This is a genomic window from Pedobacter hartonius, assembly GCF_900107535.1.
In the GTDB taxonomy this organism is placed as follows: Bacteria; Bacteroidota; Bacteroidia; order Sphingobacteriales; family Sphingobacteriaceae; genus Pedobacter; species Pedobacter hartonius.
The window spans coordinates 112,897-128,867 of sequence record NZ_FNRA01000004.1; the positions used below are offsets into that span (position 1 = coordinate 112,897).

Below are 15,971 nucleotides of genomic sequence, written 5' to 3' on the forward strand. Positions count from 1 at the left end.
ATTACCGGTTATAAAATGAGTTACCAGGGTATTTCTCCTGTTTCAGGATTCATTTCCTCGCTAATGAATTTTCCAGTTGGTCCGTCTTCTCCAATTAATACATATTTTGCTATTCGTGCACCTGCCACATTAACATTTCCGGTGCCAAGGTGATTGTTAAAATCCGTAGCTGTAAATCCAGGATCAACTGCATTTACCTTAAACGGTTTTTCACGAAGTTCATAGGCTAGCGCAATCGTGTACATATTCAGCGCTGCTTTTGATGGCCCGTAGATTCCACCCTTAAATTGATGATATTTAAAGTTGGGGTCGCTGCTTAGTGTAAGCGAACCCAGACCTGATGACACATTTACAATTCTGGGTTGTTTCGATTTTTCCAATAAGTCGATGAAAGCCTGGGTTACCCTCACCGCACCATAGAAGTTAGTATCAAATACTAAATTCATGACATCAAGATCAACTGTCGATGGTGCCTGGGGCGATCCACCGCTCATTCCTGCATTATTAATCAATGCGTCCAATACTTCGGTTTTCCTGCCAATTTCGGTGCGTGCATTATTTATCGATTCTTGATTGGTGATATCGATTTTCACTGATTCCACTTCATTTAAGCCTTCTGCATTGAGCATTTCTACAGCATCCTGACCATTCTTTAAATCGCGGGAACCTAAAAAGACATAATATCCTTGTTTTAATAACTGGCGAGCAGTTTCTAGTCCAATACTTTTATTGGCTCCTGTAATCAATACATTCTTCATTTTTACTATTTCTTTTATCTGATACAAATCTCAATAGAACACTTTGATTAAATGTTTGCTATCTACGGATTTTTGTATGCAGTTGCCGGTTATATCTTTATTTCTGTGTCTAGATACAGATTATATTGCTAAATCGTCTATAAAACGGACCGGTCTTTATGTGGCTGGATGGCATAACGCCGGCATAACAAGGTGTTATCAAGAAATGCCCGAATTCGGTCGAGCATTTTAATGGAACAATTATTTCCATCAGATCACAGAAAATCGCTTAATTTTGATCTTCGGCTATGAGATATCAGCTATCCGGCTTTGATAATAGTTTCGTTGGTAATCATCACAACTACGTTAGTCAAGTCAATAAAATTGCTTTCATCAGGATGCACTTTTTGCTGATAGTTTCTGTAGCAAAGAATTTATGAAAGTCTTTAAAGGATTCAAACCATATCTCTGTAATTGCGTCGTATGCCGGTTTAGGAAAACCTTCAGCTTCTATAACATGAGTAACGATATACTTCCTTACATACTGCTCTGCTTCCGGGATTGAAGTAAACAATGGCGCGTGCTTATTCTTGTGGTAGTTTACGAAGTCTTGAAAGCTCATACCCGGTAACCTTTGAATTAAAAATGAAAATTTAATCATGTTTTTAGTATTTGTATTATTTTACATCAAAATTATTTTAATTGAAATCCCGTATCAAGTACGCATAAATTTGTGCCTATTGGGTTTGACATTTTATTGATGATAAGCTATGTATGAAAAAAAGATTCCGACCAGAGAAGATTGCGGGCTTCATTTGTTTAAAGAATTATTAAATGGCAATTGATGCTTATTTATTATATATCAGATGGATACATAAGACCTGGAAATCTTCAACGCAAGACTATGGCAGATCGGCGGGTTATAACTAACCAATTGAATGAGTTAGTACAACATGGATTTATCAAAAAGAATGAGTTCAATACTAAAATTCCAAAAGTTGAATTTGAGCTAACCAGACAATATAAGACACTACCATAATTACTGATTTAAAAGTATCATCAGTAGTTAGTCAATATTGTTATACTTTTGGTAACGCCGCTGACAGCAGGAACATATTAAACACATAAACAAATGAGTGACTTTGAACAAATATTCCCACTGGGAGAGAAAAATGAGGTGTTTGCACAATATTTTGTCGGACAGAGCTACCTTGCGCCATTGACAAAGGATAGTGTAATAACCAATAACGTGACCTTTGAACCAGCATGTAGAAATAACTGGCACATTCATCACAAAGGGGGGCAGATTCTCCTGTGTACGGCTGGAATAGGCTGGTTTCAGGAAGAGGGAAAACCTGCACAGGTATTAAAACCCGGCGACGTTGTTAATATTACAGCAGGTGTAAAACACTGGCACGGTGCATCTAAAGACAGTTGGTTTTCGCATGTTGCCATTGCCGTACCTGCTGAAGGTGCCAGCAATGAATGGCTGGAGCCTGTTTCTGACGAAGAATATAGCAGGTTGTAATAAATATACCTTATCAGATAATGCCCGCGGCGACTGTTCGTGGGTATACAACATCAACTTTCATCTATAAATTCTTTCGCGGTGTTTAAATTCCCAATTTTGCATTTCAATGTAAAATACCGGTAGCATCCTGCACTGCCTGCATTTTTTGCTTTACAATCATCGGACGGTTCCTTTATTATAGTTTTTCTATTCAAGATAAAATACAATTCATTGTTGTTCATTTTATCATTGTTCTTTCGGCTCTGATTGCCGTAAAGGGCAACAAACTGTAAAAAATGAATTGATTCCTGACAGGAAAATCAGGTAGTTTACAGAAAGATAACACTATCAAAACGTAAATTAGTTTCAATTTCAACTTAAATGTTTTAAATTTGTCTCGCATCAAAACAATTTAATATGCAAAACGAAAAATTTAATTCGAAAATATTTGTGCTGACGCTTGCCACATTTGCGGTAGGCACCGAAACACATGTCTTTTCCGGCTTGCTTACCAAATTAGCTGAGGACATGCATGTGTCTATCTCTACTGCGGGCCAGCTGTCATCCTCTTTTGCTATCGCATATGCCCTTTCGGCGCCTTTCATGGGAGGTTTCGCCGCACGGTTCGAACGTAAACAAGTATTGATCACTGCGCTGACAGTATTAGCGGCGATAAATTTTATTGCTGCGGAAATGACAAATTTTGATAGTTTGATAGCTGTCCGGATAGCAGGAGGTATTGTAGCCTCGCTGATTACCCCGGTTGCTACCGCATCGGCATCAGCACTTGCGCATGATAAACACAGGGGAAAGGCACTGGCTTTTGTGCTTGGGGGGATAACGCTTTCTTTTGTGCTCGGTATTCCCATCGGAAACCTTATTGGCAGTGCGTTTAGCTGGAGAGCAACCTTTGTCTTTTCCGGAATGCTGATTTTATCAGCGGCTATCGCGGTTGCATTCATGCTGCCCAAGGTGCCGAACACTGATCACCGGGGTATAAAGTCTTTTAGCGTCATTAAGCAGCCTGCTGTTTACAGCAATCTTTTACTTACAATGATAACATATTTAGCAACCTTCAGTTTAGTAGCATACTTGAGTCCGGTGGCTAAACAGGTTGCAGGGATTGAAGGCGGCAAAATAAGCCTGCTACAATTCACCATTGGCGCGGGAAGTGTACTTGGTATAATTATAGGAGGAAAATTGGCTGATCACAGGTTTACATCAAAAGTGTTAAAAATAGGATTTTTCTTTCTAAGCTTTATACTGCTTTTATTTTCATTGCTGATGTTGAAAGTCATTGCGCTGGGAAGTATCGGCAATGCATTTTTCCTGGGCATAATCTTTTTTGCCGGTGCTAGTGCGCAGTCTTCACTAAACCCGATAATCCAGGGCAGACTAGTTGGTGCTGCCCCGAACAACAGAAATGTCGTGCTGGCATTCAACGGCTCAATGATATTCCTGGGGCAGGGCTGTGGTGCCGCTTTGGGTGGCCTCGTAATCTCACATGTGGGCCTGAGTTATTTAGGCATCACAGGGTGTTTGATTGCGTTTATCGGATTTCTTCTCACCTTTATCACGCAGACTAAAACGGCTTCGGCTATTTCGCTCAACAGCTAATGCATATTGCCTAACAAAAACCTGGTTCTTCACCTTTTTGTACCGACCCTCTTTTATACTTTTTTAACAGAAAGACAAAAACGGAAGATCATGACTACGGTAGGAGGTTTCAAATTTCACCAGATTCTTTAAGAGGTTTATGGGCATAACGTCGTCATCATACCGGAAATCTATTTGAATTGACGATAAATAAACATGTTTGAATATTTCCGCTAAATGGAGAATGAAACAATTGAAACCAAAACATGGGAGTAACATGGTAATTAATATGGAAGCGCATATCGTCCGCCCGGGATTATGGATACAACTTTGACAGCCTGGGCTAACTTTTGATGATCATCTTGATTGACATTTGTATTCAGAAAGAATAAGTTGATTGATTTGGGAAGAGGCGAATACCCCATCAGCCTCAACTTTCTTTATAACAATGGAATCAATTCCTGAATAAAAATTCACGAGATAAATTGCGAAAAGATGAAACGATTTGAAAAGAAAGCAGACCATATTGAAAATGCACAAGTGATGAAGGTCATCCGGCAATACGAGTTCGGTGGCCCTGAGGTACTGTGTTACGAGGATGCACCAATTCCGGAGCTTAAACCGCGGGAGGTACGCGTTCGCGTTCCCAACTTGCAGAACTCGCACGCTTGCTGGCATCCTGATTAACAATATGGGCGGTTCTGAAACTCCCGGAGGAGGCTTCGGCATTTTAACAGACAAGCACTGGGAGGAAACCATACAGACTAATTTATTGGCCCCGGTCAGGTTAGATAAGGGTCTGCTGCCCTACATGCTGGAAAAGGCTTCAGGATGTATTATCCACTTCGCATCCATTCAGGGGAGCCTGTCCCTATATGATTCTACATTGCCTATGCTGCTGCAAAGACAGGCCTGATCAACTATAGTAAGAGCCTCTCCAATGAGGTGGCGTTAAAGGGTGTAATGGACTCTTTGGGTGGAATCCCTATGGGCAGGCCGGCTGAACCGGAAGAGATAGCAGAACTGGTTAGATTCCTGGTTTCTCCACATGCATGCTACTTAACGGGAGCAGAGTATGTGATTGACGGAGGTACCATACCCACGATATAGATTTTTAATCATCTTTTGGTTCCCACAGCTCAATAGTATTCCCTTCCGGATCAAGTACATGGACAAATTTGCCATATTCATATTCCACAATCTCATCAATAATAGTCACGTTGTCCTTTCTTAGCTCATCTACCAGCGCAACGATATTTTCCACTCTGTAATTGATCATAAATGGTTTGGCCGAGGGATTGAAATATTTGGTGTCCTCCGGAAACGTGCACCATGATGTAGATCCTATTTTAGAAGGATTATCGGCCTGCCGCCACTCAAACGTTGTTCCGTATTCGCTGGTAGCCAATCCAAGGTTTTTGGCGTACCATTCGTTCATTGCCTGTGGATTATCGCATTTAAAAAATATGCCGCCAAGTCCCGTTACTTTTTTCATATTTAAACCTGTTGTACGATTAGAATTGATACACGAATAGAAAAAAATCGCTCATAATATTGATGACTAATATGTTAAGAATGTTTAACGTCAATCATATATTTTTTAATGCGCAACCCTTCAAGCAATTTCCATGTATTTTTGGAAATTAACAAATCTGTTTTAGAATTAAGGTCTGGAATTGAAATAACCTTACACCTTATCACTTTGAATCTATTAGGGTTATAACCGGAAGGATGATGTTGGAGGAGGTAAGGATTGATCGCTATAAGTTCTTGTCTTTTCGCATCATGCTCAGAAAAGTGGGTGTAATGCCTATGTAGCGGGCGATGTGTTTTTGGGCAATCCGCTGCTCCAGACCGGGATAACGTTTACGAAATTCAAGGTATCGTTTCTCCGCAGTTTGGGACAAATTGGAAGTGATACGCCGCTGATACAGTTCAAATCCGTTTTGTGTAAGGATGCGAAAAAAGCGCTCAAATTTTGGGATTTTCAGAAACAGTTCTTCCAGGCGCGGCAAAGTAAAGTAGTAAACCTCACTGTCTTCTAATGCCTGAATGGTATTCATTGCCGGTTTTTCCTTAAAGAAACTGACGATATCACAAGCCCACCAGTTTTCAGGGTAAAAGCAGATCGTATGTTCCTGACCGTCTTTATCTGTATAATATATACGCAGGCATCCTTTATTCACGAAGTAAATGTTCCTGTCAATATCTCCCGGCCGCAATAAATAGGCGCGTTTGGCAACTGTTTTATGTTGCAGCATAGCAAGCGCTTGCTCCTGTTCTTCGGGAGCAAGCGCAATATGCATCGCGAAATTTGATAAAATAAACTCTGACATATACCAAAGATAATGATTACTCCTTGGTCCTGAGGGTGATGAACAGACTCATATCTTAAAAAAAGCCTACGATCCGTGTGATGCGGTTCTCTTCATCGAATTCAAAATAATCCATACCCTCAGTAGGGTAGCCCTCCGGACGTATGGCCAACCACTTAAAGCGGCCGCTATGGTGATGTGTGAGAGGCTCACCTAACACCTCGAATGTCCTTGGACCCATCTGCCCGTAAGAACTAATAATCAGGTCGGTGATCGAATCCTGTCCGGTAATTTCGGTATGCTTATCGGTATAAGTACCCTCTGGAGCCCAGCATTTTTGAATCTTTTCCATGATGGCACCGCGTTCTGTTTCATTCCACGCACTGGTGTAGGTGAGAATGGTTTCTTCAATGTTTTTGATATTTTCCATTGAACAAATGTCGCCGCTTCCAGGGGCAAAAAAGTTCAACTGGCTGATCATTTTAAATTTCTGTCCTTTGTTGCGCTAATGCTTTTGCCTCACCCGGCTAAGGGTTTCGCGCATTACACCGATGAAATTATCGTATTTCTCTTCGGCAGTTTCACTGATATTACTGAATATCCTGTTTTGGCTGGCATCGAAACCTTTCGCTTCCAGCTGCGCTCTAAATGCCTGAAGTTTCGGCGTTGACTTGAATTCAGGTTATTCTGATTTCTGCCTATGATTGTTCCCACTGCGCCTTCACTTTTAAAAGCTTCTGCAATACCGAACCCTATTCCGCTGTTACCTTGTTTTTCAATCTCATGTTTTATGTAATTTTTACACTACAAAAATGAGTCGCTTTTGTCTCTGCCGACAAGGACATTTGTTAAATAATTTATGTGATACATATCAAAAAAATATAAATCTGCAGGCTAGACAGCAGTATCTGGAATAGGCTTAAAATATCTTTTTCTGAACCAGAATGCTAAATTTACTAAAGCAATCAGGGCCGGTACTTCAACCAACGGACCTACTACTCCTGCAAATGCCTGGCCTGAATTAATTCCAAATACACCAATCGCAACTGCTATAGCCAACTCAAAATTGTTTCCGGTTGCGGTAAAAGCTATTGAAGCGCTTTTAGCGTAATCGGCGCCGAAATAACGGCCAGCAAAAAAGCTGAACACAAACATGATGGAAAAATAGATCACTAACGGAATTGCAATCCGTACTACATCCATGGGAATTTGGACAATCAGTTCCCCTTTCAGGCTAAACATGATAACAATAGTAAACAACAGGGCGATCAGTGTAACTGGTGAAATGAATGGTACAAATTTATGTTGAAACCATTCTTCTCCTTTTAAGCTGATTAATGCATACCGGGAGATGATACCCATTGCAAAGGGAAGCCCGAGATATATACCTACACTTTTTGCGATTTGCCCGATAGTGATATCAATAGCAAGCCCTTTAAGCTCAAAATAGGGCGGGAGGACAGTGATGAATACATAAGCAAACACACTATACAGCAGTACCTGGAAAATACTGTTCAGGGCAATAAGACCGGCTGCATATTCCCTGTTTCCCTCTGCCAGTTCGTTCCATACTACTACCATCGCAATACATCTTGCCAGACCAATTAAGATTAAACCAACCATATATTCAGGATAATCTCTCAGAAAAGTGATGGCAAGAAAAAACATTAGAAATGGCCCAACTACCCAATTTAGAATTAAGGAAACCGACAGAACTTTTGTGTCTTTCAATATTTCTCCCATTTTTTCATATTTAACCTTTGCCAGGGGAGGATACATCATCAGTATTAAACCTGCAGCGAGAGGGATATTTGTCGTCCCATTCGAAAAAGAATTAATAAAACTGGAAGACGAAGGGATGAAATATCCTATAGCAATCCCTGCACCCATTGCGATAAAAATCCATAAAGTGAGGTAACGGTCTAAAAAATTGAGTTGCTTTTTTTCGGCGGCAGGTGCGCAATTGTTAACAGACATAGTAGGTGTTTTTAGGAGCAGGAAAGCCCCTGTTTGTTTTTATAGATGGCTATGAGCAAAATTCTTTGAATACACTTTAATCAGATCACGGATCCTTCTAAATTCATCCATTATCTCATCTGCTGATCCAACTGCTTTTGCAGGATCAGGGAAATTTTCATGAAAGCGTTCCACCTTGCCGGGGAAAAAAGGGCAGGCCTCATTAGCATTATCGCAAACAGTAATTATATAATCGAACTGAACGGACAAATATTCATTCACATGGTTGGAGGTATGATCCGTGATATTAATGTGATCTTCGGCCATCACTTGAATTGCCTTTGGATTTACCCCGTGTGTTTCAATTCCCGCGCTGTAAATCTTTGCCCTATCTCCGGCAAAGTACCTAAGATATCCCTCCGCCAGCTGGCTGCGGCAACTGTTTCCTGTACATAGTACTAATATATTTTTCATCTGATTATCTTTTTAATCGGTTCTGTGGCTAATTTATCCATGCTGTTTGGTTTTACTAATGGTTATGTATTGTAATATTGCGATTGACTTACCGAAATTTTTTTAACAGCAATTAGTTTTCAAACTGTAAGTGCCAAAAAAAACTCCAAGTTGTTTTTGCAGGTCTTTCCAGATCTGGGGGTTAATGCAATAGCAAACAGAAACACCTTCAATAGTGCCCTGGATTAAGCCAGCAGTTTTAAGTTCTTTCAAATGTTGGGAAATGGTGGCTTGCGCTAATCCTAACTCTTCAACCAAGTCTCCGCAAATACAGGCATTGGTCTGAATGATGTGTTGCAGGATGGCAATTCTTGCCGGATGGGCCATTGCTTTCAATAACACAGCCAACCTGTTTTGCTCTTCAGTAAATATCTCTGTTTTTGTAAGTCCCATAATATGTATTGCAATATTACGATTGATTTTGCTGAATTCAAATTTTTTTTTGATTTATCTGGTCTCGATGCAATGAAATATGTATTTATGGAAGATAAATAATGATCCGATATCATTTGTTATGAGATAGTGATGTAGTATAGATGCCGATGATCACCCAGTCGGAACAGATCTCGGAAGTGCTGTAAGAAATTGGCTTGATTTTAGATAGCGGACAGTTGCACCTATTTCTATTTGATACCTGCTGCTAAATCGAGTTATTATAACCGTCTATGGAAAAGATCAAAAAACTAATTTTGAAGACCTTGAAATGGGTCGGGATTTTTGTGGCATCTATACTATTTTTGATGTTTATTATTCCATTGTTGTTCCCTGGAACTATTTCTGAGCAGGTAAAAATATTTGCCAATAAGCGCCTTGCCGGGAAACTGGATTATAAAAGAACACATCTTACATTTTTCAGGCATTTCCCATCGCTTACAGTATCTGTGGATGATTTATTACTTCTGGGTTCCAAGCCCTTTCAGCAGGATACTTTGCTCTCTGCAAAAGAAGTAGCAGCAGGAATCAATCTGAAAAATCTGATTTTTGACGGTGAGGTTAAGATCGATGAAATATACGTAAATGATGCGTATGCAAATGTTTTTGTCAATAGCAAAGGGCTGGCAAATTATAATGTCTATGTGTCCAACCCTTCCAAAAGCTCAAAAGATACCGCTGAAAAGGGCACATCTGTAAAACTTGACCTCATCAAATTCAGGAACTGGCATATTAAATACAATGATCGTCCGGCAAGAATATTAGTGGATGCAAAAGGACTCAATTATACAGGGCAGGGTGGATTAAGTGAAGATATTTTTGATCTCAAAACCGACCTTGAGATTGATCAGCTTGATTTTAGTCTGAATAGGATTTGGTATGCACAACAAAAATACCTGCATGCTGATCTGATTACAAGAATCAATACTGATGCACTGACTTTTGTACTCAGAAAAAATGAATTAAAGATCAATGATCTCCCGTTAAAATTCACTGGTTTCGTAAGCATCCTTAAGGATGGGTACAATCTTGATATCAAAGCTGCTTCAGAAAAAACTACCATTCGTGATATGATTTCTGTGCTGCCGCCGCAATATCTTGATTGGGCAAAAGATACCAAACTAGAGGGTAAAAGTGACTTGTTTTTTAGTCTGAAAGGGCAGTTTAGTGAACCCAGAAACGTTAAACCGAAGTTTACTGCGCGCCTGCTGGTTAATGATGGCGTAATCTCCAGCACAAAGGCGCCGGTGCCTATGAATAATCTGAATGTTGACCTTAATATTGATTTTCCCTCATTAGATCCGGAACAACTAGGGCTGGACCTTAAAAAATTGAGCTTCGATCTCGGACCGAAAAACAGTTTCCTGGCGGTAGTAAAAACCAAAGGATTAAGCCAGATGAATGTGAATGCAGACATTAAAGGTGCTGTAAATCTGCAGACACTGGACGAAGCATTGGGTTTAAAAGATCTTGAAATCAGAGGCCTCATGAATGCTGACGTCAAGGCGAATGGAATTTTCAGCATGGATAAAAAACTATTTCCGAAAACCAATGGATATATTGATTTGAAGAATGGCTGGCTAAAAACAACATCTTATCCAAACCCGATAAAGAATATCAATCTGACAGCTACTATCAAAAATACTGATGGAACCTTTAGCAGCCTTGGTGTAAAGCTTGATCCTTTTAAATTTGATTTTGAAGGAAATCCGGTATTCGTTAATGCCGATTTACAGAATTTCGAAGATCTGCTTTATAAAGTACGCGCAAAAGGGGTTTTAAATATTGGGAGGATTTATCAGGTTTTTGCAAAAAAAGGATTGAATGTTACTGGATTAATAACGGCGGATCTTTCCCTTAATGGACGACAAAGTTATGCCACCACTGGTCAGTACAGTAAACTTGATAACAAAGGCACCCTAATCCTGAAAAATATAAAAGCAAATACCGCATACCTCCCGAAGACATTTTATCTTAAAGAGGGTAACTTCCAGTTTGAAAATGAAAAAATGTGGTTCAGGAAGTTTTACGCCACTTATGGTAAATCTGATTTTTCGCTGAATGGACATCTGCTCAATACGATCAATTATTTTATCGAGCGCAAAGGAACTCTCCGTGGAAACTTTGCAATGCATTCCAATTATATCCTGGTTGATGAATTTATGGCACTGAAGAATGGCGACAATGATGACAAATCAATAGAAGTTGAATACGCGAAAGCCGAAAACCCGAAAAGCAGCGGAGTAGTGATCGTTCCGAAAAATCTGGATGTTTCCTTAGAGGCCAATGCAAAAAAAGTAGAATTCAAAGGGCTGGATATTGATCAGCTTCATGGAATGGCTGCTATAAAGAATGGCCAGATCTTTTTGAAGAATACCATACTTGATATTGCGGGAAGCAGGATGAATATTGATGCGCGTTACAAAGATGAATCACCCCTAACTGCCAACTTTGATGTTGCCGTTAAAGTGAAGGATTTTAATGTCCAGAGGGCTTATAAAGAAATTGCTATGGTGCGCCAACTGGCTACCTCTGCAAAGGACGTGAGTGGGATCGTCTCGCTGGGTTATAAGCTGAAAGGTGATTTTGATGCCAATATGAACCCTATTTATCCTTCTTTAGAAGGTGGAGGAGTAGTAAACCTACGGGATGTAGCAGTGAAAAACATAAAAATGCTCTCTGTGATTGGTGATAATGTAGGAGCTGATGCCTTTAATAATCCCGATATGAAAGGGGTCAATATTGAAACACATATTAAAGATAACCTGATCCATATTGAGGAATTTACATTTAAAGTATCCGTCCTCAGACCAACCATCAGCGGGACCACAAGTTTCAACGGATTATTGGATATTCTGGTAAAGATAGGGCTACCACCTGCTGGTTGGATCGGCGTTCCTGTGGTAGTAACAGGCACACAAGAAAAGCCTAAAATTAAAATATTCAGCAGAACCGGCCAGGGAATTTTGAAAGCGCTTTACAACAGGAAAACCAATGATGTGATCCGTGAAGAGAGACGTGATCAAAAGAAATCAGGAAGGGAGCAGCGTAAGGAGAAAAGAGCCCAGGAAAAGAAAGCTAAAAAAGCGGAAGAACAAGTAAATCCAAACTGACGGGTTTACGTTCATTTATACTTTTTCTACCTTTATACTGCATCAGGTCGCGGAGCAACATGATCATCTGCAGCAACTGTACGAAGGATAAGTCTAATATTCTTCAGGTTATGTCAAAATGAAATTTACCACGCCATTTTGAAACGGTGTAGCATAGCAGTAAATGCCTTGAAATTAATTTATTGCTCTTGTTCTTGCTTTTAGCAGACTTTTCCTGACTTTTTAAAATTAGGGCACCAGTTTTGGATTGCGCTCTGCAATCAACACAAAAAATGAATAATCAATTGATATTTGTGCGTATGGCTACTTTGAATGATATCAAATACATCAGTGATATTCTTCAGCGTAAAAATAAGTGCAACTGCCTTTGTACAGCTAATCCCAAATCCTATCATCATGAAAAAATTATATGAACAGGCAGTCTTATTGCTTGAAAAACTGATCAGTATTCGCTCTTTCAGCGGAGAAGAAAACATTGCAGCTGATGAGGTCGAAAAGTTTTTAAATGAACATTCCGTATCCTCAATCCGTAAGTTTAACAACATTTGGTGTTACAATAAATATTTCGATCAAAATAAGCCAACCATCATGCTCAATTCGCATATGGATACGGTAAAACCAAATTCGCAATATATCAATGACCCTTTGGAACCAATAATTAAAGACGGAAAGTTATACGGCCTGGGCAGCAATGATGCTGGAGGTGCTTTAGTATCCCTTATTTCAACTTTCCTCTATTTTTACGAAAGAGAGGATCTGCCATATAACCTCTGCATTACAGTCACGGCCGAAGAAGAGAATTCCGGGAGCAAAGGGATAAGGTGTATCTTAAACGATCTGATGCCTATTTCTTTCGCGATAGTAGGAGAACCAACCAATATGCAATTGGCTATCGCAGAAAGGGGCTCTATGGTGTTGGATTGTGTTTCAACAGGACGATCCGGGCATGCTGCCCGGGAAGAGGGCGATAATGCTATTTATAAGGCTATAAAAGACATTCAGTGGTTCTCTACATATAAATTTCCAATAGAATCGAATAGGCCAGACCCTGTAAAAATGACAGTTACCCAAGTCAATGGTGGTTTACAGCATAATATAGTTCCCGGAGAATGCGCTTTCACTGTCGACATAAGGTTTGATCATAGTTACAATACCAAGGAAATACTCAATACAATTAAGAACCATACATTTTGTGATACCACTTTGCGGCCCAATGTGCTGTCGCCTTCATCAATTGACGTTCTGCATCCGGTTGTGAGAACCGGTATTGCCATAGGCCGAAAGACCTATCTTTCGCCAACAAGTTCTGATCAGGGCTGGCTCCAGATGCCCTCGGTAAAATTGGGTCCCGGAGATTCAGCGCGTTCGCATACGGCCGATGAATATATTTACCTGTCAGAGATCAGTGAGGGTATTGATATTTATGTTGCTTTGCTGGAATCCATTTTCCCTTATCTTGCAAATAACCCCGAGCTGAACTTGCAGTCTTTTGAATCACAACACCACTAATTATTTATCAGATCACTAATTATGCAAGACACTGTCCTGATTATCGATGACGAAAAGAAGATATGCAACCTCTTATCCCGAATAATTGAACTGGAAGGTTTTAAAGTTTTTCAGGCTGGTACTGGTAAGGAGGGGCTTAAACTTCTTAAAACAGAGAATATTCTGGTAGTATTGAGTGATGTAAAACTTCCTGATTTTAATGGAGTCGAGTTGGTAAAGGAAATTAAGAAAATCCGGCCTGCTACCGAAGTGATTAATCTGACTGCTTTTGGTACCATCGCCGACGGGGTTATGGCTATGCGGAACGGCGCCTTTGACTACATTACTAAGGGAGACGACAATGATAAGATTATTCCTTTGTTATACCGTGCTATGGAAAAAGCGAAGCTGACCGCCAGGGTTTCTGATCTTGAAAATAGGATTACCAGGAAATATAATTTTGACTTCATCCTTGGCAAATCCAATGCCATTAAAGAAGCCGTGTCCCTTGCACAAAAAGTAGCAGCAACCAGCACAACAGTATTGCTGTTGGGTGAAACGGGAACCGGTAAGGAGGTATTTGCACAAGCCATTCATTATGAAGGCACCAGAAGATTGAAACCTTTCGTTGCAGTGAACTGCAGTAGCTTAAATACTGACCTGTTGGAAAGCGAACTTTTTGGTTATAAAGCGGGTGCATTTACAGGCGCAATTAAAGATAAAAGGGGACTTTTAGAAGAAGCTCATGAAGGAACGATTTTTCTGGATGAAATCGGAGAAATGAGTCTTGACCTACAATCTAAACTGCTCAGGGTATTGGAAAGCCAGACATATATCAAAGTTGGAGACACGCAAACAAGTCAGGTTAATGTTAGGGTAATTGCTGCTACCAACAGGGATTTGAAAAAGGAAGCTGAAGAGGGCAGGTTCAGGCTCGATCTCTTTTACCGGCTTTCGGTGTTTTCTATTGAGCTTCCCCCACTTTCACGCCGCCGGGAAGATATACTGCCCATTGCGATGCATTATCTGGCAGAGTTCACAGCTAAAGTGAACAAGCCTGAACTCAGCATAAACAAAGAATTCTCCAGACTGCTTTCTATGCATAACTGGAAGGGTAACATCCGGGAATTGAAGAATGTAATGGAAAGAGTGGTGATCCTGGCTGATGGTAATGAAATCAGTGAAAACTTGTTGCCTTATGAATTTCATAATGAAATCCGGGGAACAGATCCACTAAATATGCAGGAAATGGAAAAACAGCACATTGTTAAAGCGTTACGTCATACCCGGGGGAATAAGACAGAAACATCCCGTTTACTTGGTATTGGACTCACTACTTTGTACCGCAAGATCGAAGAGTATAAGATAGATATCTGATCCACAGCCTTCTCTTTTGGTAAAACCCTTTCATTTAGAAAGGGTTTTTTTGTAAGTATTTAATTTGAGAAAAGATTTTTTCGATGTTTTCAGTGCTTTCAGAGGTGTTTTTGTAGAATAATAGCACTGCTGGCATTACAGTTGAATTTAAGTAGGTATTAAATTTATAAAAATGAAAGATCAAATGATAACAACTCATCGTATAAAGCCGCTGATTATTCTGGAATGTACCGCTTGTCCGAGACTGGCATTAGCTGAAGGTGCAGAGGGAACTAAAGCTATTTGTAGTGGTCTAACTGATATTCAGTGGTTTTCAGATTATATTTTCCCGGGAGAGCCCAGTAATTTCAGTCCGGTAACTATGGCGGTAACATCAGTACGTACAGGCAAAGATGCTAATGCTGATGAATGTTATTTTACGGTTGAGATCAGTTATGACGAAAGTTATACGACGGAAAAAGTACTGAGTACGATCAGGCGATGGACCTACTGCAAATTTACGATCAGAGAAGATACCCACTCTTCCACCGAGCCCGAAGATTATGTGAGTAGACTTGCCTCTGGCATGTTATTTCACTGAAGCTGCTTTAAAAACAAATGATTCCGATATGATAAAGACCCTTCCATTATGGAAGGGTCTTTATCATTTAACAGCAAATAAGTGCGTCAATTATAATTGTAACGTATTAATAATCAATTATATGTGTTTTATAATTCTTTCGTGGCATTTATATTGGCATAAGGGTATTATAAAATAAAAAAATCATGCTAACAATCGTCTTATTTCTGACCCTGCTGATCCTCTGCTGGGTCGTTTACAAATCAATCGACTGGTTCGAAAAAATCTAAAATTATGATCGCATTATTCATTATCGCAATCGCCGTTTTCATCTACATGATCTACGTGCTGATTAAACCCGAAAAATTTTAATTA

The 15,971-nt window shown here is 39.9% G+C and carries 19 protein-coding genes; 11 read left to right on the forward strand and 8 right to left on the reverse strand.

The features are described 5' to 3' along the window. Positions 1-20 precede the first annotated feature (20 nt). Together BLW16_RS09030 and BLW16_RS09035 are read right to left on the reverse strand one after the other, a co-directional pair. Complete coding sequence (locus tag BLW16_RS09030; protein WP_090556263.1) at positions 21-758, reverse strand: SDR family oxidoreductase; 738 nt, start codon at positions 756-758, stop codon at positions 21-23. Between the two features lie 349 nt (positions 759-1,107). Next, positions 1,108-1,359: an EthD domain-containing protein gene (locus BLW16_RS09035; RefSeq protein ID WP_245735188.1), complete on the reverse strand. Its 252-nt coding sequence runs from the start codon at positions 1,357-1,359 to the stop codon at positions 1,108-1,110. Positions 1,360-1,581: 222 nt separating this feature from the next. Between BLW16_RS09035 and BLW16_RS24015 the strand changes: the two genes are divergently transcribed. The 6 genes from BLW16_RS24015 to BLW16_RS23690 all read left to right on the forward strand — a co-directional run bounded on the left by BLW16_RS24015 (position 1,582) and on the right by BLW16_RS23690 (position 4,953). Continuing rightward, positions 1,582-1,776 (forward strand): winged helix-turn-helix transcriptional regulator, encoded by a 195-nt coding sequence (locus tag BLW16_RS24015; protein ID WP_217631545.1) that lies wholly within the window; start codon positions 1,582-1,584, stop codon positions 1,774-1,776. A gap of 93 nt (positions 1,777-1,869) precedes the next feature. Then, positions 1,870-2,265: a cupin domain-containing protein gene (locus tag BLW16_RS09045; RefSeq protein WP_090556264.1), complete on the forward strand. Its 396-nt coding sequence runs from the start codon at positions 1,870-1,872 to the stop codon at positions 2,263-2,265. Positions 2,266-2,664: 399 nt separating this feature from the next. Continuing rightward, the gene (locus tag BLW16_RS09050; protein ID WP_090556265.1) at positions 2,665-3,864 is read left to right on the forward strand and encodes an MFS transporter; all 1,200 of its coding nucleotides are present in this window, start codon (positions 2,665-2,667) and stop codon (positions 3,862-3,864) included. Between the two features lie 474 nt (positions 3,865-4,338). Further along, the gene (locus BLW16_RS23230) at positions 4,339-4,530 is read left to right on the forward strand and encodes a hypothetical protein (protein WP_090556266.1); all 192 of its coding nucleotides are present in this window, start codon (positions 4,339-4,341) and stop codon (positions 4,528-4,530) included. Positions 4,531-4,534: 4 nt separating this feature from the next. Next, positions 4,535-4,759 (forward strand): SDR family NAD(P)-dependent oxidoreductase, encoded by a 225-nt coding sequence (locus BLW16_RS23685; protein WP_245735189.1) that lies wholly within the window; start codon positions 4,535-4,537, stop codon positions 4,757-4,759. Between the two features lie 47 nt (positions 4,760-4,806). Beyond that, the gene (locus BLW16_RS23690) at positions 4,807-4,953 is read left to right on the forward strand and encodes an SDR family oxidoreductase (RefSeq protein ID WP_245735190.1); all 147 of its coding nucleotides are present in this window, start codon (positions 4,807-4,809) and stop codon (positions 4,951-4,953) included. Positions 4,954-4,957: 4 nt separating this feature from the next. Here BLW16_RS23690 and BLW16_RS09065 read toward each other — a convergent pair whose 3' ends face one another. From BLW16_RS09065 to BLW16_RS09095, 6 genes are all read right to left on the reverse strand, one after another. Beyond that, on the reverse strand, positions 4,958-5,338 hold the full coding sequence (locus BLW16_RS09065) for a VOC family protein (RefSeq protein WP_090556267.1): 381 nt from the start codon (positions 5,336-5,338) through the stop codon (positions 4,958-4,960). A 265-nt stretch (positions 5,339-5,603) separates the two neighbouring features. Then, a complete protein-coding gene (locus BLW16_RS09070) occupies positions 5,604-6,179 on the reverse strand; it encodes a Crp/Fnr family transcriptional regulator (protein WP_090556268.1) in 576 nt (191 codons plus the stop codon). Between the two features lie 55 nt (positions 6,180-6,234). Further along, on the reverse strand, positions 6,235-6,639 hold the full coding sequence (locus tag BLW16_RS09075) for a hypothetical protein (protein WP_090556269.1): 405 nt from the start codon (positions 6,637-6,639) through the stop codon (positions 6,235-6,237). 413 nt (positions 6,640-7,052) lie between these two features. Next, a complete protein-coding gene (gene arsB / locus BLW16_RS09085; protein ID WP_090556270.1) occupies positions 7,053-8,135 on the reverse strand; it encodes an ACR3 family arsenite efflux transporter in 1,083 nt (360 codons plus the stop codon). Between the two features lie 39 nt (positions 8,136-8,174). After that, positions 8,175-8,588, reverse strand: coding sequence for an arsenate reductase ArsC (locus BLW16_RS09090; protein WP_090556271.1), 414 nt, complete (start codon positions 8,586-8,588; stop codon positions 8,175-8,177). A gap of 102 nt (positions 8,589-8,690) precedes the next feature. Then, positions 8,691-9,020, reverse strand: a complete 330-nt coding sequence (locus tag BLW16_RS09095; RefSeq protein WP_090556272.1) for an ArsR/SmtB family transcription factor — start codon at positions 9,018-9,020, stop codon at positions 8,691-8,693. Between the two features lie 272 nt (positions 9,021-9,292). Between BLW16_RS09095 and BLW16_RS09100 the strand changes: the two genes are divergently transcribed. The 5 genes from BLW16_RS09100 (at position 9,293) to BLW16_RS09120 (ending at position 15,968) form a co-directional block, all read left to right on the forward strand. After that, positions 9,293-12,172, forward strand: coding sequence for an AsmA-like C-terminal region-containing protein (locus BLW16_RS09100; protein ID WP_090556273.1), 2,880 nt, complete (start codon positions 9,293-9,295; stop codon positions 12,170-12,172). Positions 12,173-12,568: 396 nt separating this feature from the next. Beyond that, positions 12,569-13,681, forward strand: a complete 1,113-nt coding sequence (locus tag BLW16_RS09105) for a M20/M25/M40 family metallo-hydrolase (RefSeq protein ID WP_217631546.1) — start codon at positions 12,569-12,571, stop codon at positions 13,679-13,681. Between the two features lie 21 nt (positions 13,682-13,702). Continuing rightward, entirely contained in the window at positions 13,703-15,037 is a 1,335-nt protein-coding gene (locus tag BLW16_RS09110; protein WP_090556274.1) for a sigma-54-dependent transcriptional regulator, read from the forward strand. 184 nt (positions 15,038-15,221) lie between these two features. Continuing rightward, complete coding sequence (locus BLW16_RS09115) at positions 15,222-15,617, forward strand: zinc-binding metallopeptidase family protein (protein WP_139298297.1); 396 nt, start codon at positions 15,222-15,224, stop codon at positions 15,615-15,617. 273 nt (positions 15,618-15,890) lie between these two features. Next, positions 15,891-15,968, forward strand: coding sequence for a potassium-transporting ATPase subunit F (locus BLW16_RS09120; protein WP_082035969.1), 78 nt, complete (start codon positions 15,891-15,893; stop codon positions 15,966-15,968). The last annotated feature ends 3 nt before the right edge of the window (positions 15,969-15,971 follow it).

Bases quoted from the DNA above. Each gene is read 5' to 3' on its own strand.
- BLW16_RS09095 (WP_090556272.1), bottom strand. From the start codon at position 9,020: ATGGGACTTACAAAAACAGAGATATTTACTGAAGAGCAAAACAGGTTG.
- arsB (WP_090556270.1), bottom strand. From the start codon at position 8,135: ATGTCTGTTAACAATTGCGCACCTGCCGCCGAAAAAAAGCAACTCAAT.
- BLW16_RS09070 (WP_090556268.1), bottom strand. From the start codon at position 6,179: ATGTCAGAGTTTATTTTATCAAATTTCGCGATGCATATTGCGCTTGCT.
- BLW16_RS23690 (WP_245735190.1), top strand. From the start codon at position 4,807: ATGGACTCTTTGGGTGGAATCCCTATGGGCAGGCCGGCTGAACCGGAA.
- BLW16_RS23230 (WP_090556266.1), top strand. From the start codon at position 4,339: ATGAAACGATTTGAAAAGAAAGCAGACCATATTGAAAATGCACAAGTG.
- BLW16_RS09065 (WP_090556267.1), bottom strand. From the start codon at position 5,338: ATGAAAAAAGTAACGGGACTTGGCGGCATATTTTTTAAATGCGATAAT.
- BLW16_RS09030 (WP_090556263.1), bottom strand. From the start codon at position 758: ATGAAGAATGTATTGATTACAGGAGCCAATAAAAGTATTGGACTAGAA.
- BLW16_RS09090 (WP_090556271.1), bottom strand. From the start codon at position 8,588: ATGAAAAATATATTAGTACTATGTACAGGAAACAGTTGCCGCAGCCAG.
- BLW16_RS09120 (WP_082035969.1), top strand. From the start codon at position 15,891: ATGATCGCATTATTCATTATCGCAATCGCCGTTTTCATCTACATGATC.
- BLW16_RS23685 (WP_245735189.1), top strand. From the start codon at position 4,535: ATGGGCGGTTCTGAAACTCCCGGAGGAGGCTTCGGCATTTTAACAGAC.
- BLW16_RS24015 (WP_217631545.1), top strand. From the start codon at position 1,582: ATGCTTATTTATTATATATCAGATGGATACATAAGACCTGGAAATCTT.
- BLW16_RS09105 (WP_217631546.1), top strand. From the start codon at position 12,569: ATGAAAAAATTATATGAACAGGCAGTCTTATTGCTTGAAAAACTGATC.
- BLW16_RS09115 (WP_139298297.1), top strand. From the start codon at position 15,222: ATGATAACAACTCATCGTATAAAGCCGCTGATTATTCTGGAATGTACC.
- BLW16_RS09050 (WP_090556265.1), top strand. From the start codon at position 2,665: ATGCAAAACGAAAAATTTAATTCGAAAATATTTGTGCTGACGCTTGCC.
- BLW16_RS09045 (WP_090556264.1), top strand. From the start codon at position 1,870: ATGAGTGACTTTGAACAAATATTCCCACTGGGAGAGAAAAATGAGGTG.
- BLW16_RS09110 (WP_090556274.1), top strand. From the start codon at position 13,703: ATGCAAGACACTGTCCTGATTATCGATGACGAAAAGAAGATATGCAAC.
- BLW16_RS09075 (WP_090556269.1), bottom strand. From the start codon at position 6,639: ATGATCAGCCAGTTGAACTTTTTTGCCCCTGGAAGCGGCGACATTTGT.
- BLW16_RS09035 (WP_245735188.1), bottom strand. From the start codon at position 1,359: ATGAGCTTTCAAGACTTCGTAAACTACCACAAGAATAAGCACGCGCCA.
- BLW16_RS09100 (WP_090556273.1), top strand. From the start codon at position 9,293: ATGGAAAAGATCAAAAAACTAATTTTGAAGACCTTGAAATGGGTCGGG.